This window comes from Actinomadura sp. DC4, from assembly GCF_030406325.1.
Taxonomy (GTDB): domain Bacteria; phylum Actinomycetota; class Actinomycetes; order Streptosporangiales; family Streptosporangiaceae; genus Actinoallomurus.
Genome location: NZ_JAUEQY010000025.1, coordinates 144,929 through 159,119 on the forward strand (window position 1 = coordinate 144,929; position 14,191 = coordinate 159,119).

A 14,191-nucleotide genomic window follows, 5' to 3' on the forward strand; every position below is an offset into this window, starting at 1 on the left:
AGGCGCGGGGCCGTACGCCCCGAACCGGGATCACGGGTCCAGGTCGGCCGCACCCCGTGAGGCGAACACCTCGATCGCCTTGCTCGTGACCGGGCCCGGAGCGGCCGGGAACACCACACCGTCCACCGCGCGGATCGGCTGCACGTCGCGCGTGGTCGAGGTCAGGAACGCCTCCTCCGCCTCACCGAAGGCAGCGAGCGGCACGTCCTCCTCCGAACCCCCCACCCACTCCAGCACCAGCGCCCGCGTGATGCCCGCCAGGCAGCCCGAGGACAGCGGCGGGGTGATCAGCCGGCCGCCGCGTACGAGGAAGACGTTGGAGCCGGTGCCCTCGCACAGGTTGCCGGCGAGATTCCCGAAGATCGCCTCGGCGCCGCCGCGGTCGTGCGCGTACGCGAGGGCCTTGGCGTTGTCGCCGTACGAGGTGGTCTTCAGGCCGCTCAGGGCGCCGCGCTCGTTGCGCGGCCACGGCACGACCGACACGTCGCCGGTGGCCGGGAACGGCTGCTGCTCGGCGATGGCCACGACCGCGGTGGCGCCGTGCGCGCCCCGGTCGGAGCCCAGCGGGCCGACCCCACTGGTGTAGGTGATGCGGATGCGGGCGAGCTCCCAGGCGGGCGCGGCGGCGAGCACGTCGAGGGTGCCCTGCCGGATGGCGCCGAGGTCGGGGTCGGGCAGGCCGAGGCCGGCCGCCGACACGGCGAGGCGGTCGAGGTGGCGGGTCAGGGCGAAGGAGACGCCGCGTACCGCCTTGATCGTCTCGAAGACGCCGTCGCCCACGAGGATGCCGTGGTCGAACACGGACACCTGGGCGTCCTCCGGTGCGTGGAGCGCACCGTTGATCCATACCGGACCCACACTCATCGCGAAGCCACCTCCAATAGCCGGGCCGCCTTCAGCTCGGTCTCACGCCATTCGCGGCAGGGCTCAGAATGCCATGTGATGCCCGCCCCGGTGCCGAACCTGATCAGGTCGCCGGTCGCCCAGAACGTGCGGATTCCGACGGCCAGAGATCCGCGCCGGGAGTCCGCGTCCACCCAGCCGATGGCTCCACAGTACGGCCCCCGCGGCGCCGTTTCGAGCTCATCGAGCAGGGTCAGGGCGCTCGACTTCGGCGCGCCGGTGACCGATCCGGGCGGAAAGGTCGCCGCGATCAGCTCCGGCCAGCCGGCCCCGTGGGGCAGCCGCGCGCGTACGGTCGAGACCAGGTGCACCAGGCCCGGGTGTTCTTCGAGATTGCACAGGGCCGGCACCGACACCGAGCCGGGCTCCGCGATCCGGCCGAGGTCGTTGCGGACCAGGTCGACGATCATGACGTTCTCGGCGCGGTCCTTGGGCAGCAGGTCCGCCGGCGTACGGCCGGTGCCCTTGATCGGCCGCGACACGACGATGTCACCCTTGCGTGACAGGTAAAGCTCCGGTGAGGCGGAGGCGATCCGCAGCCCCGGCAGGTGCATGACGCAGGCGTACGGCGCCGGGTTGCCGGCGGCGAGGACGTTCGCGAGGCCGAGCAGGTCCGCGTCCGGCAGCGGGGCGGACAGCACGCGGCACAGGTTGGCCTGGTAGACCGTGCCCTCGGCGATCGCGGCCCGCACGCGCTCGACGCCCGCGACGTACGCCGCCTCGTCGAGCGAGGTGGACCAGGCGTCGCGCGGCGGCCCCTTCCAGGGCGCGTACGGGAGTGGCGCCTCGCGTACGGTCCCGAAGCGGGCGCAGGTGACCTCTCCCTCGTACGTGACGACGACGGCCCAGAAGCCGGCCGAGTCGAGCGCGGCGAGGTCGGTGGTCACGTCCTGGAGGTCGGTCGCCAGCACTCCCCCGACGTGGGCGAACATGGCTACAGTCTGCCGGTCACCAGGTGTCCAGCGGAATCCGGCGTTCGCCGCGCGGTGCGTCCCGCAGGGCGGTGCCGATCCACTGGCGGGTGGCGGCCGGGTCGATCACGTCGTCGATCTCGTAGACGGTGGCGGCCGACAGCGCCTTACCGCGCTCGTACGCGCGGGCGACGAGGTCGTCGAACAGCGCTTCGGAGTCCTCGGCCCCCTCCAGCTCCTTGCGGTAGCCCAGGCGCACCGCCCCCTCCAGCCCCATGCCGCCCAGCTCGCCGGTCGGCCACGCCACGGTCGCCACCGGGACCTTGAGGCTGCCGCCGGCCATGGCCTGCGCGCCCAGCCCGTACGCCTTGCGCAGGATGACCGTGACGACCGGGACACTGAGGTTCGCCCCGGTGACGAACATGCGGCTGAAGTGGCGTACGGTCGCGGTCCGCTCGGCGTCGGGGCCGACCATGAACCCCGGGGTGTCGCACAGCGAGACGAGCGGCAGGCCGAACGCGTCGCACAGCTTCATGAACCGCGACATCTTGTCCGCGCCGTCGGCGTCGATGGCGCCACCGAGGTGGGCGGGGCTGTTGGCGACCAGGCCGACGGGCACGCCCTCGATCCGGGCGAGCGCGGTCACGACCCCGGGGCCGAACGCCCGCCGCAGCTCCAGCACCGAGCCGGTGTCGGCGACCGTCTCGATCACCGTACGGACGTCGTAGACCCGCTTGCGGTCCTGGGGTACGAGGTCGCGCAGCGCCTCCTGGTCGGCGCACTCCCACTCGGCGGCGGGCCCCTGGAAGTAGCCGAGGTAACGCTTGGCGACCCGTACGGCCTCGGCCTCGTCGGCGACCGGAACGTCCACGACGCCGTTCGGGACCTGGACCGACATCGGCCCGACCTCCTCGGGCGCGAAGACGCCCAGGCCGCCACCCTCGATCATCGCCGGGCCGCCCATGCCGATGTTCGCGTCGCCGGTGGCGATGACGACGTCGCAGCAGCCGAGCAGCGCGGCGTTGCCCGCGAAGCACCGTCCGGCCACGATGCCGACGAGGGGCACCTGGCCGCTGAGCCGGGCGAACAGGTAGAACGCCATGGTGTCCAGGCCGGAGATCGAGGTGGTGTCGGTGTCGCCGGGCCGCCCGCCGCCGCCCTCGGCGAACAGCACGACCGGCAGGCGCCTGCGGTCGGCGAGCTCGAGCATCCGGTCCTTCTTGTAGTGGTTCATGGCGCCCTGCGTGCCCGCCAGGACCGTGTAGTCGTAGGCGAGGACGACGGCCGGACGCCCGTTCACGTCGCCGACGCCGGCGACCAGCCCGTCGGCGGGGGTCTTGTCGATCAGCTCGTCCATCGTGCGCCGGGCGCGCTGGGCGGCGACGGTCAGCGCGCCGTACTCGGTGAAGGCCGTGCACAGGTCCGCGACGTTCTCCCGCGCCGTACGGTGCCCGGTGCCGCGCCGTCGTCGTACGGCCTCCGGGCGCGCGGCGTCGAGGCCGATCTCGTGGCGGCGCAGCACCTCGGCCAGGTCGGCCCGCTCGCGCGGCGCGAGGTCCTCGGGCTCGGCCGGGACGACGACCTCCCGCTCCTCCATCGACAGGAGGAGCTCGTCCTCGCGGACGACCTCTCCCTGGACGGCCGCGACCTCGCGGACGACGCCGCCGACCGGCGCCACGACGACGTGCTCCATCTTCATCGACTCGAGGACGAGCAGCGGCGCTCCCGGCGGAACGGATTGTCCCGGGATCACGTCGATACTGACGACGACGCCGTACATCGGCGCGGTCACGGGGGTCGTGTCCATGAGCTGCAACCCTCTCTCTGTTGTCAGGGACACGTACTACCATCAACGGGACACTCCCCCCGCTGCTCCGTGCCCCTGATCGACAAAGAAGGGACCGCATGATCGACGAGGTCCCCGGCTACCGCATTCTGCAGCGGGCGGGGGAAGGCGGATTCAGCGTCGTCTACCGTGCGCACCAGACGCGTCTCGACCGCATCGTGGCGCTGAAGGTGCTGTCGGTCGACGCGGTGGACGACGACACGATGCGACGGTTCGAGCGTGAGTGCCAGATCACCGGGCGGCTCACCGGGCATCCGAACGTCGTCACCGTTCTCGACACCGGGATGACCAGCGGCGGCCGGCCCTACATCTCGATGGACTACTTCGAGCACGGCTCGCTGCGCGACCGGCTGTCCCGCGAAGGACCGCTGCCCGTGCCGGACGTGCTGCGGATCGGAGTCAAGATCGCGGGCGCGCTCGCGGCAACGCACGAGGCCGAGGTGCTGCACCGCGACGTCAAGCCGCAGAACATCCTCGTCTCGCGGTACGGCGAACCGGCGCTGGCCGACTTCGGCGTCGCGCGGCTGGTCGACTCCGCCGAGGCCACGCACACCAACGCGTTCACGCCCCACCACGCCGCACCCGAGGTCGTCAACGGCGACCCGCCGGGCGTGACCTCCGACATCTACGCCCTGGCGTCGACGATGTACCAGCTGCTGGCGGGCGGCCCGGCGTTCCGTACGGCCACCGGCAGCGGCATCGGCCCGCTGATGATGCGCATCCTGAACGAGCCGCCGCCGCCGATCAAGCGTTCCGACCTGCCGCCCCAGGTCTTCGAGGTGATCTCCAAGGCGATGGCCAAGGCGCCCGGCCAGCGTTTCCCGAGCGCGGTCGCGTTCGCGGGGCGCCTGCAGCAGCTCCAGGTGGAGCTGCGGCTGCCCGTGACCGAGCTGGCCCGCAGCGGCGCGGTGTCCGGTCCGCCGGGCCCGGTGGACCACTCCGGGTTCACCGGCCCGGGGCTCGACATGCTGATCCGCTCGCTCGATCCGCACCTGCCGGCGGCCCATCCCGACGCCTCGGGGCCGCCGCCCGCGCCACCGTCGCCGTCCGTCTCCCAGCCCTCGCTCTCCCAGCCTTCGCTCTCCCAGCCCTCGGTCTCCCGGCCGTCGGCCGCTCAGCCGCCGGTCTCTCAGCAGCAGCCGGCCCGGCCCATGGCGCCGCCGCCCGCTCCTCCGCGTCCCCAGGCACGGCAGACCGCTCCACCCGCCACCACGGCGACGCCACAGACCGGGCCCGCGAAGGGCGGGAGCCGCCGCGGCCTCGTCATCAGCGGGGTGCTGGCCGTCCTGCTGGCCGGTACGGGCGCGGGCGTCGGCGGCGTCCTCCTGCTGGGCGGAGGCGGTGGCGGCGACAAGCCCGCTCCGCCGACCACGAGCCCGACCTCGGCGACGTCGCCGAGCCGGACCGCCGCCCCCGCCGTCCCCTCGCGCGTCCTGCGCGCCGCGATGCCACGCAGCGTCCGCGCGATCGGCAAGGGCCAGCTCGTGAGCCTGCACTGGAGGCTGATGCGCGGCAACGACTACCCGATCATGGTGCAGCAGGCCGACGAGACGGGCTCCCAGACGCCGCAGGCGCTCCCGAAGCACACGCTGAGCACCACGATCAGCGGCCTGAACCCGGCGAAGGGCTACTGCTTCACGGTCGGCGCGATCGTCGCGCTCGGCCAGAGCGACGGCCAGCCGGCCACCATCGCCTGGGCCAGGCCCGCCTGCATCAGGGGCGCGACCGCCCACTAGAGGTGGAGCGCAGTGTGCGCGGGTGGAGGCGGCGGCCGACGCGGCGCATCGGGCCCGCGGCGCTCGCGACCAGGCGTCCGATCTGGTCGGTGTGCTGCCAGGCGGTCTCGGCGGCGGCCGGGTCCGGCGGCCTCCCGGCGTACTCCGCGCGGTTGACCAGGTCCGCGAGCGGGCGGAGGTGGTGCTCGGTGCCCGTCACCGTACGGCCGCCGAAACCGGCCACCTCGTGCGCCGTCAGCGCGGTCGCCGGGGGCAGGCCCACGGCGTGCAGGGTCTCGACCGTCTGTTCCCACGCTCCGGCGATCCGGTCGGCGGGCGTGGCTCCCTTACGCCTGCGGCGGCGGCGCAGCACCGGCAGGACCAGCGCGGCGGCGAGGTACGCGACCGGGACGAGCGCCGCGGCGGCCAGCGCGAACACCCACCAGGGCGTCGCGTGGCGCACCGGCGGCTTGGCCGGGAGCGCCGGCGGCGGCTGCTTGCCGGTGCCGGACCCGGTGCCCTTGTTCTTGGAGGCGGCGTTCTTCTGCGCCTGCTCGAGCTTTTGCTGCGTGTCTCCGGCCGGCACCGAGCCGGACTGCTGGGAGCGCCCCTGCTGTTCCGGCGTCGGGTAGAACGGCACCCAGCCGAGGCCGGCGAAGTCCACCTCGGGCCAGACCAGCACGTCGCCCGAACGCACCTCGAACGCGCCGTTCCCGCCGATGCCCGGCCGGAAGCCGACGACGACGCGCGTCGGCAGCCCGACCGACCGGGCCAGGACGGCGTACGCCGTGGCGAACTGCTCCGACGTGCCGCGCCGGGACCGGGTGAGGAAGTAGTTGAGCTGCGCGTACGTGTGGCCGGGCAGGCCGCTCACGTCGTACTTGGCCGTGGTCCGCAGGTAGTCCGCGAGCTTGGCCGCGCGCGCGAAGCCGGTGCTCTGCCCGCCGGTGACCTGCTCGGCGAGCTTGCGGAACGCCGGGACCTGGGCGTTTCGGGCCGTCGTGCCGGGCGACTCGGGCAGGGTGGTGGCGGCCTGCGCCTCCGCGTCGCGGGCGGGCTCGGCCGTGGCGAGCTCGTCGGCGTCGTAGTCGCGGGCCGCCGAGGTCACGTCGTACGCCTGGCCGGTGTGCAACTGCTGCGCCGAGGTGAGCACGCCGCTGACCGGGTCGACCGTGACCGCCAGGCCCTTGACCGTACGGGGGCGGTCCGCGGCGGGCACCCAGACGCCGGGCAGGTTCTGAATGGTGAAGTGCTGGTCGACGGCGGTGGCGGCGATGTGCCTGGTGTGCTCGGCGGCGGGTACCCGGCTGCCCGCCGGGACGAAGCTCGCGCCGGAGGTCCAGGTGATGCCGTCGAAGCGGTCGAGCACGGCGAGCCGCCAGTTCTCCGGCGAGGTGGTGTGCACGGTGAACATCTGCTGGTCCGGCGTCTGCAGCCAGGCCGAGACGCGGTCGAGCGGGCTGATGCTGTCGCGCTGCTGCGGGGGCGGCGCCTTGACCGTCGCCCTCGGGTCGTACGGGGTGCCGGCGACCGGCAGGACCGGGCCGGCGAGGGCCGCCAGCACCGCGAGCACGGCCGCCATGGCGATCCCGGCCGGCGCGCGGGACGCCCGGCCGCCGCCGCGCACGATCACCAGTACGGCGGTGAGGGCGACCAGCCCCGCCGCGACCGGGAGGTTCGAGCCGGGACCGCCGACGCCGATGAGCAGCGCCACGCCGAAGACGGCGATCGCGGGAAGTGCGGGAAACGCGCGTGTCCGTGAGCGCAGGACGAGCTCGGCGCCGGTGGCGGCGGCGAACCAGACCAGGATGTGCGGAAGAACGAGCAGCTCGGGCCGGCCGGGGGCGGGCATGAGCGTGGTGAGGGTGGCCTTCCAGGAGTTCCGGAGGGCGCCGCCGATCACGCCGAAGTCGCCGTGGAACAGCGTGAGGCCGGCGACGAGCGTCCAGCCGCCCACGGTCAGGATGATCGCGATCCAGAGCGCCCAGGTGCGGCGCCGGGGCCAGGAGATCAGCGCGGACAGCAGCACCGGGACCGCCGCGATCGCCGCGACCGGGCCGATGTCGCGCAGCGCGTACACGCGGTGGAAGCCGAGCCCGGCGCCGGCCGCCAGCACGGCCACGCAGACGAGCGCGAAGACCAGGCGTCCGGCGGGCTCGGGGCGGGTGTACGGAGCGGGGGCGCGCTTGGCGGCGCGCGACGCGGGCCGGGGGGGCTGCGCGTCCGGCGCAGGGACGTGCGCCGCCGCCCCGGAGCCGGCCCCGTCTGGGGCGTCCGGGCCGTACGCCGGGCCGTCGGCGGGGCCGAGGTCCGCCTCGGAGAGCACGGGTCCGGGGGTGGTGGGGGCGGGCTCCTCGTAGGAGTCCGGGCCGGGCGGCGGCGCCGAGCCGTTGCCCGCCTCGGGAGGTTCGGGAGGTGTCGTCACCGGATCGCCCCCGCCCAGGCCGCGCGCAGTTCGTCGAGGTCGGCCATCTCGATCAGGGCGATGCCGGCCAGGCCGGGGCCGGGTGCCTCGGGACGCACCCGTACGCACACGACCCGGTCGAACCGGCGACGCAGTGTCCCGGCCCGCGAGATCTGCCCGCGCGCCCCGGTGAGGACCACGAGCGACCCGCCCGCCCGTACGCGGCGGGCGACGTCGAGCGCCTCGTGCGGCACGTCGTGCGCGCTGAGGCGGGCCAGGCGGTCCAGGATCAGTTCGATGTCGTGCCGCCCGCCCTTGGTCTCCACGAGCGGCCCGTCGCCGGTGAGGACGCGTACGGGGAAGCCGGCCCCGGCGGCGCCGGCCGCCACCGACGCGGCGGCGTCGACGGCGAGCTCGAAGTCGTCCGCGTCCGGGTAGGCGGCCTCGTTCGTGTCGATCACGATGGTCGTCTGCGGCAGGCTCGCGTCGACGAGCTGGCGGACCATGAGCGTGCCCGTACGGGCGCTGGAGCGCCAGTGGATGTGCCGCAGGTCGTCGCCGACGACGTACTCCCGCAGCGCGTGGAAGGTGACCGTCCCGGCGGGGGCCGTGTCGGTGGTCGGCCCCTCCAGGTGGTGGTTGCGGCCGGACGGCATGAGCGGGAGCGCGACCGTCCGCGGGCGCACGAGCAGGGTCTGGCGCTCTCCGTACTCCCGTACGCGCCGCGCGAGGCCGAACGGGTCGGCGCGCACGAGGCGGAGCGGGCCGACCGGGATCTCTCCCCGCCGGTCGGTGGGCAGCGCGTAGGTCACCGACTCGGTACGGCCCGGGCGCAGGCCGGGGACGTCGACCTCGATCGCCCCGGCGCCGCACGCGTCCTGGGCGCGCATCCCGGCGCGGCGGAGCCGGCCGGTGTTGGTGACGCTCAGCACGCCGCGCGCGGACTCCCCGCGCGCGACCTTGAGCGGACTGATCTCCCGCCGGACGGTGAGCCGCGGCCGCGGCACCGTCCACAGCAGCGCCGTCACCACGGCCAGCACGCCGCCGACCGCCAGGACGACGGGTTCGGGGTAACCGAGCCAGGCGCCGGCGGCGTACACCACGACGGACGCCACGGCGATCCCCCAGCCGAGCCGCGTCAGCACGGTCAGACCCCGGCCGCCTGCGGGACGGGAACCCGGCCGAGCGCCTCGGCGACCAGCTCGGCCGCCGTACGGCCGCGCAGCTCCGCCTCCGGCGTCAGCATGAGCCGGTGCGCGATGACGTGCGTCGCGAGGGCCTTGATGTCCTCGGGCACCACGAACGAGCGGCCGGCCGCGGCGGCGCGGACCCGTACCGCCCGGAGCAGCGCGAGACTCGCACGCGGGCTCGCGCCGAGCCGGATGTCGGGATGCTGCCGGGTCGAGGCGACGATGTTCACGACGTAGTCGTACAGCGGCGGCGCGACGTGGATCCGGCTCGCGAAGTCGATCATGTTCTTGACGTCGTCGCGGCCGGCCACCTTGGGCAGCTGCTCGACCAGCGGCCCGTTGGGCATGCCGGTCAGCACGGCGACCTCCGACGCGTGGTCGGGGTAGCCCATCGAGATCTTCATCAGGAACCGGTCGAGCTGCGCCTCGGGCAGGGGGTACGTCCCGTCCATGTCGACCGGGTTCTGCGTCGCGATGACCATGAACGGCCGCGGCACCGGCTGCGGGCGCCCGTCCACGGTCACCCGCCGCTCCTCCATGACCTCCAGGAGCGCCGACTGCGTCTTGGGCGAGCCACGGTTGATCTCGTCGGCGACGACGATGTTGGCGAAGATCGGGCCCGGGTGGAACTCGAACTTGCTCGTCGCCTGGTTGAAGATCGACACACCGGTGACGTCGGACGGCAGCAGGTCGGGCGTGAACTGGATGCGCGTCCACTGCGCGTCGACGCTCGCCGCGACCGTACGGGCCAGGGTGGTCTTACCGACCCCGGGCACGTCCTCGAGCAGCAGGTGCCCCTCGCTGAGCAGGCACAACATCGAGAGCTCGACGTTCTCCCGCTTGCCCCGGATGACCCGTTCCATATTGCCGACGAGCGCGCCGAACAGCCGTGCGAACTGTGCCGCCAAAGCCTCCGCGTCAGGCGCCCCGTACGCCTCCGCCGTCATCAACACTCCCAGATGGTGGGACCGGCCAGCTCCTGCCACGGACTGTGCGGCGTGTTGGGGAGGTAGCCGATCATGTAGCCGACGTTTCCGTTGTGGCTCAGGTAGTCGTACAGCTTGCCGCTGAACGCCGCCTCGCCGTTCGGGTGGTTGTACTGCGCGCCGATCTTCTGGCACCGGACCTGGACGCTCTGGCCGTTGGCGTCCAGGATCGACTCGACCTGGCCGCTGCCCGACGCGGCCTGGGACCAGATGTAGCTGTGGTCGTACTCGGTGCCGCCGTTGTGGATCACGTAGGTGCTGTACGGGCCGGCGAGGGTCCTCGTCGCGCTGCCGGTCCGGCGGCCTGCGGGGTTCACGGCGGTGACCTGGATCGTGTACGAGCCGTTCTTGGAGATCTGCGCGTACGTCACCGACGTCCCGGAGTAGTTGGCGCTGGTGGCGGTCTTGGCCCCGGTCACCTGCACGTCGTAGGTGATCTTCTTGGCGCCGGCGTTGGGCGGAGCCTGCCAGCTCGCCCGCAGGCCCTGCTGCGTGGCGGTGCCGGTGATGTTGCTGGGCGTGTCCGGCTCGGTGCACGACAGGGCGGGCGGCGTGTACGCGGAGTCGACCTCCGAGGCGTGGTCCTTGTTCTGGTACAGCGCGGCCACCGCGAACTGGTACTCCGAGCCGCAGACGCCGCCGTTGACGGTGAAGGTGTAGTCGGGCCCGGTCGGCTGGATCTGGTCGGGCGTGGCCGTCAGGCCCTCCGGCAGCAGCAGCTTGAAGCCGGTGGTCTCACCGCCGCCGCCCGGCTCGAAGTCGACCTTGATGGTGCCGTCCGGCTGCGCCGTCGCCCGCAGGTTGGCGGGCGCGCCCGGCGGGGTGACCTTCGGCGGGTCGGGCTTGTGCGTGGGGGGCGCCTTCGGGGTCCTGGTGGGCGTGGGCGTCGACTTCGGGTGACCGCCGCCGGACCCTCCGCCGGGCGCGGGCCGGCCCCGGTCGCCGCCCGGGTCGACCGCCTTCGGAATGGGGTTGTTCTGGCTGCCCGGTACGTCGGGGGTGTACTTCTGGATCGGCTTGTGCGCGCCGGACCCGTCGATCACGACGGCCTTGGCGCTCTCCGGGCCGTTGACCCACAGCAGCCCGTCCTTGACGAACGCGTCGAGCTGGCCGGGCCGCCCGGTGACCGGGACCTGCTGCTCCATGCGGTTGGTCGCCGAGTCGTACACGAGGAGGCTGCCCGTGCTCTGGTCGGGGATGTAGACCTTCTGGCCGAGCGCCTGCGGCGCGGCCAGCCGGTGCCGCGGCGGCAGCTTCAGCGCGACGCTGCTGATCGAGCCGCTGCCGGCATTGAGCACGATGAGCGAACCGCCCGCGAGCAACGGGACGAGCTGGCCGTCCGTGCTGGTCGGTGCGAGCACCGAGCCCTTGGGCGCCTGCGCGACGGACGAGGGCAGCCGGACCTTCACCTGGATGCCGTCCTTGCCCAGGATGACGCTCTGCGCGGAGGTGAAGTCGGTGATCACCGCCGAGCCGGCGGCGATGGTGAGCGCGAGGTCGTCACCGGCACTCCCGATGGCGACCGGCCGGGCGGCGAACCCGCTCCGTACGGGCGCGGCCTGGCCGTTGGTGGGGACCGGGACCCAGAGGACGGAGGTCGCGTCGATGGCCGCGGCGCCGAGCGGGCTGGTGAGGCTGAGCGGCCCGCCGAGTGTGGCGAGGGTCATCGGGTCGAGCCGCTGGACGCTGCCCTTCTTCTGGTCCAGCGCGTACGCGGAACCGGCGGCGGACACGACCTGCATGCCCGCGGCGCCGCGGTAGCCGGCGCCCTGGACGACGTTGAGGTGGGCGGGGTCGACGCGGCTGACCACACCGGTCACCTCGTCGACGATGAGCACCACTCCGCCCTGCTGGATCACCTTCATCGGGTGACCGGTCGAACCGGACAGCGTGACCTTGCCGTCCACCTTGCCCGACAGGCCGTTGACGTGGACCAGCTCGCCCTTCTCCGTCGAGGTCAGCCAGCCGCCGACGTCCGCGAGGTGGTACTTCGCGCTGGCCATCCCGACCCCGAAGACAACGGCCGCGGCGCAGAGCACGCCGACGACACCGATCGCGATATGTCCCGTCATCCGATCACGACGGAAGAACCTGCGCTCCCCGCTCACCGTTTCGCCTACCTCCCGCGTCGCGTCACGGCCCTAAGGGCTGGGACCTAATGAGTGACGCAAGGGTCACCTTAATGTGTCGAAGCCGCCTAAATGACGCGTGTGCCTAATTGGTGACACACTTCTCTGACCTGCCACTCGGCGTTACTTTTGCGACCTGTATCGTCACTTGCTTCGGCACCGCTTTGACGTGGGCCAACGGTGTCCGGTTCCCGTGTTCTCAGTCGACGACGCAGCCGAAGACGTCGGACAGCCCGGACCGCCCCTTCTCGGTGAGGACGAGGGAGCGGCGGGACGTACCGCGCTCGAACCAGCCCAGGTCGACGAGCCCGGCCGTGACCGCGGCGCCGAGCGCGCCGTTCAGATGAGGACGCCGCTCGGTCCAGTCGAGACAGTGCCCGGCGAACCTCCGCCGCGAGCCGCGTACGGCATCGACGTCGACGCCGATCTGCTCAAGCCGCTCTCGGCCCTTCTCCGTGACGTCGTACGCGTCTTCCTCGTGGCGCTCGATCAGCCCGCGCCCGAGCATCGCGTCGAAGAGCGCGGCCCCGGCCCGGCCCGCGAGATGGTCGTAACAGGTACGGGCCTGCGCGAGCGCGGCCGCCTGCCGCGACTGCCGCAGGCTGCACACCCGTACCGGCGGACTGATCACACTGAGCGCCTCGATCACCGCGGCCACCTCGGCCCCGTTGAGCCGGTAGTACCGGTGACGCCCCTGCTTCACCACGGTCACCAGGCCCCCGTCCAACAACTTGGCGAGGTGCGAACTGGCCGTGGCGGCACTGACCCCGGCCGTACGGGCGAGCTCTCCGGCGGCGAGGGGCCGCCCGTCGAGCAGAACGGTGAGCATGACCGCCCGCGTACGGTCCGCGAGCAGCGCGGCGACGGGGGCGATGTCGGAGCCGAAGGGTTCGGACATGTCTTGACGTTACGCCCACGACGCTTCGGCGCCGGTCGAAGTACGGCCACGCCTGAGCTGTTATCGAGTTGGGGGTTGGGCTGAGTATCCGCTAGTGTTTGGCGTGTCGCCAGGGGGGTTCGACCTCCAGGGCAACACGCGGACGTGGCTCAGCTGGTAGAGCATCACCTTGCCAAGGTGAGGGTCGCGGGTTCGAATCCCGTCGTCCGCTCGGAGAGGTCTAGTCGAAGGCCTCACTCGGTGGAGTGGCCGAGAGGCGAGGCAACGGCCTGCAAAGCCGTGTACACGGGTTCAAATCCCGTCTCCACCTCTGAAGCACTCAGCTTCGAGGGCGATTAGCTCAGTGGGAGAGCGCTACCTTGACACGGTAGAGGTCACTGGTTCAATCCCAGTATCGCCCACCACATATCCCCAGGTCAGACCATGTGTCTGGTCTGGGGATTCGTCGTTTCGGTGCAGTTGGGCGCAGGATCGGGAGCAAATCGGGAGCAGACTGCTCCACAGGGTGTGGGACACAACCCTGTGCCGTGCCAGAACTCATCGTCGAGCTCTTACCTGGGCTTTCACGTTGATCGTTAGGCGGCCCTTCGATGCTCGTGGATCAGGCCCGCGGCGATAGTGCGGCGCTTGATCACAGCCGTGAGGTCGATCGGCTCGTCGGGGTCATGCAGCGGTGGTCTTTGGTCGCGGGACCGGTGAGCCCGATGGGCGTTGTAGTGCCGCTCGTAGTCGGTCAGCACCCGCCGCAGGTGCTGTACGCCGTAGGTCAGCAGGTGGTCGAGGCATTGCGCCGCAATGTGCCCACGAATCGTTCGGCGTAGGAGTTCGCACGAGGCGATCGTGGCGGTGTCTTGATGATCCGTATGCCGCTGCTGGTGAGGACCTCGTCGAAGGTCAGGGAGAACTTGCCGTCGCGGTCTCTGATCAAGAATGTGAACTGGTCGACGCGCTCCCCCAGGTCCATCAGCAGGTTCCGTGCCTGCTGGGCCGTCCAGGCACCAGTCGGGTTCGCGGTCACGCCCTGGATATGGACTCGGCGTGTCTGAATCTCCATGACGAAGAACACGTACAAGCGCTTGAGGAACACGCTATCGACGTGGGCGAAGGCGCCTCTCCACGAGATCAAAGGCATCAGGATTCCAGCAAACCGACTCCACCGAAGCCGGGGTACATCAGCACCACCGGCAAGCCGCACAGGCACCTCAACAC

At 72.2% G+C, this 14,191-nt stretch carries 10 protein-coding genes and 3 tRNA genes; 4 read left to right on the forward strand and 9 right to left on the reverse strand.

Annotated features, from left to right (window positions below; translation table 11 throughout):
- Nucleotides 1-30: 30 nt before the first annotated feature.
- The 3 genes from QWU11_RS33960 to QWU11_RS33970 are packed head-to-tail and all read right to left on the reverse strand — an operon-like array spanning nucleotide 31 to nucleotide 3,621.
- Entirely contained in the window at nucleotides 31-864 is an 834-nt protein-coding gene (locus tag QWU11_RS33960; RefSeq protein ID WP_290118588.1) for an aminotransferase class IV, read from the reverse strand.
- Complete coding sequence (locus tag QWU11_RS33965; RefSeq protein ID WP_290118589.1) at nucleotides 861-1,835, reverse strand: chorismate-binding protein; 975 nt, start codon at nucleotides 1,833-1,835, stop codon at nucleotides 861-863. Before QWU11_RS33965 ends, QWU11_RS33960 begins: the two co-directional genes overlap by 4 nt.
- 16 nt (nucleotides 1,836-1,851) lie before the next feature.
- Complete coding sequence (locus tag QWU11_RS33970) at nucleotides 1,852-3,621, reverse strand: carboxyl transferase domain-containing protein (RefSeq protein ID WP_290118590.1); 1,770 nt, start codon at nucleotides 3,619-3,621, stop codon at nucleotides 1,852-1,854.
- Between the two features lie 98 nt (nucleotides 3,622-3,719).
- Between QWU11_RS33970 and QWU11_RS33975 the strand changes: the two genes are divergently transcribed.
- Nucleotides 3,720-5,396 carry a serine/threonine-protein kinase gene (locus tag QWU11_RS33975; RefSeq protein WP_290118591.1) on the forward strand — a complete coding sequence of 559 codons (1,677 nt, stop codon included), beginning with the start codon at nucleotides 3,720-3,722 and terminating at the stop codon, nucleotides 5,394-5,396.
- On the opposite strand, the gene QWU11_RS33980 is transcribed toward QWU11_RS33975, so the two are convergent.
- From QWU11_RS33980 to QWU11_RS34000, 5 genes are all read right to left on the reverse strand, one after another.
- Nucleotides 5,374-7,800: a transglutaminaseTgpA domain-containing protein gene (locus QWU11_RS33980; RefSeq protein WP_290118592.1), complete on the reverse strand. Its 2,427-nt coding sequence runs from the start codon at nucleotides 7,798-7,800 to the stop codon at nucleotides 5,374-5,376. The genes QWU11_RS33975 and QWU11_RS33980 overlap by 23 nt on opposite strands.
- Nucleotides 7,797-8,924, reverse strand: coding sequence for a DUF58 domain-containing protein (locus QWU11_RS33985; protein ID WP_290118593.1), 1,128 nt, complete (start codon nucleotides 8,922-8,924; stop codon nucleotides 7,797-7,799). Before QWU11_RS33985 ends, QWU11_RS33980 begins: the two co-directional genes overlap by 4 nt.
- Before the next feature lie 2 nt (nucleotides 8,925-8,926).
- Nucleotides 8,927-9,916: a MoxR family ATPase gene (locus QWU11_RS33990; protein WP_290118594.1), complete on the reverse strand. Its 990-nt coding sequence runs from the start codon at nucleotides 9,914-9,916 to the stop codon at nucleotides 8,927-8,929.
- Entirely contained in the window at nucleotides 9,916-12,027 is a 2,112-nt protein-coding gene (locus tag QWU11_RS33995) for a fibronectin type III domain-containing protein (RefSeq protein ID WP_290118595.1), read from the reverse strand. Before QWU11_RS33995 ends, QWU11_RS33990 begins: the two co-directional genes overlap by 1 nt.
- Nucleotides 12,028-12,283: 256 nt before the next feature.
- Nucleotides 12,284-12,982 carry a winged helix-turn-helix domain-containing protein gene (locus QWU11_RS34000; protein ID WP_290118596.1) on the reverse strand — a complete coding sequence of 233 codons (699 nt, stop codon included), beginning with the start codon at nucleotides 12,980-12,982 and terminating at the stop codon, nucleotides 12,284-12,286.
- A 138-nt stretch (nucleotides 12,983-13,120) separates the two neighbouring features.
- On the opposite strand from QWU11_RS34000, the gene QWU11_RS34005 reads away from it, so the two are divergent.
- From QWU11_RS34005 to QWU11_RS34015, 3 genes are all read left to right on the forward strand, one after another.
- Nucleotides 13,121-13,193, forward strand: a tRNA-Gly gene (locus tag QWU11_RS34005).
- Between the two features lie 28 nt (nucleotides 13,194-13,221).
- A tRNA-Cys gene (locus QWU11_RS34010) sits at nucleotides 13,222-13,292 on the forward strand.
- Between the two features lie 19 nt (nucleotides 13,293-13,311).
- A tRNA-Val gene (locus tag QWU11_RS34015) sits at nucleotides 13,312-13,386 on the forward strand.
- Nucleotides 13,387-13,748: 362 nt separating this feature from the next.
- On the opposite strand, the gene QWU11_RS34020 is transcribed toward QWU11_RS34015, so the two are convergent.
- Complete coding sequence (locus QWU11_RS34020; RefSeq protein WP_290118597.1) at nucleotides 13,749-14,114, reverse strand: hypothetical protein; 366 nt, start codon at nucleotides 14,112-14,114, stop codon at nucleotides 13,749-13,751.
- Between the last annotated feature and the right edge of the window lie 77 nt (nucleotides 14,115-14,191).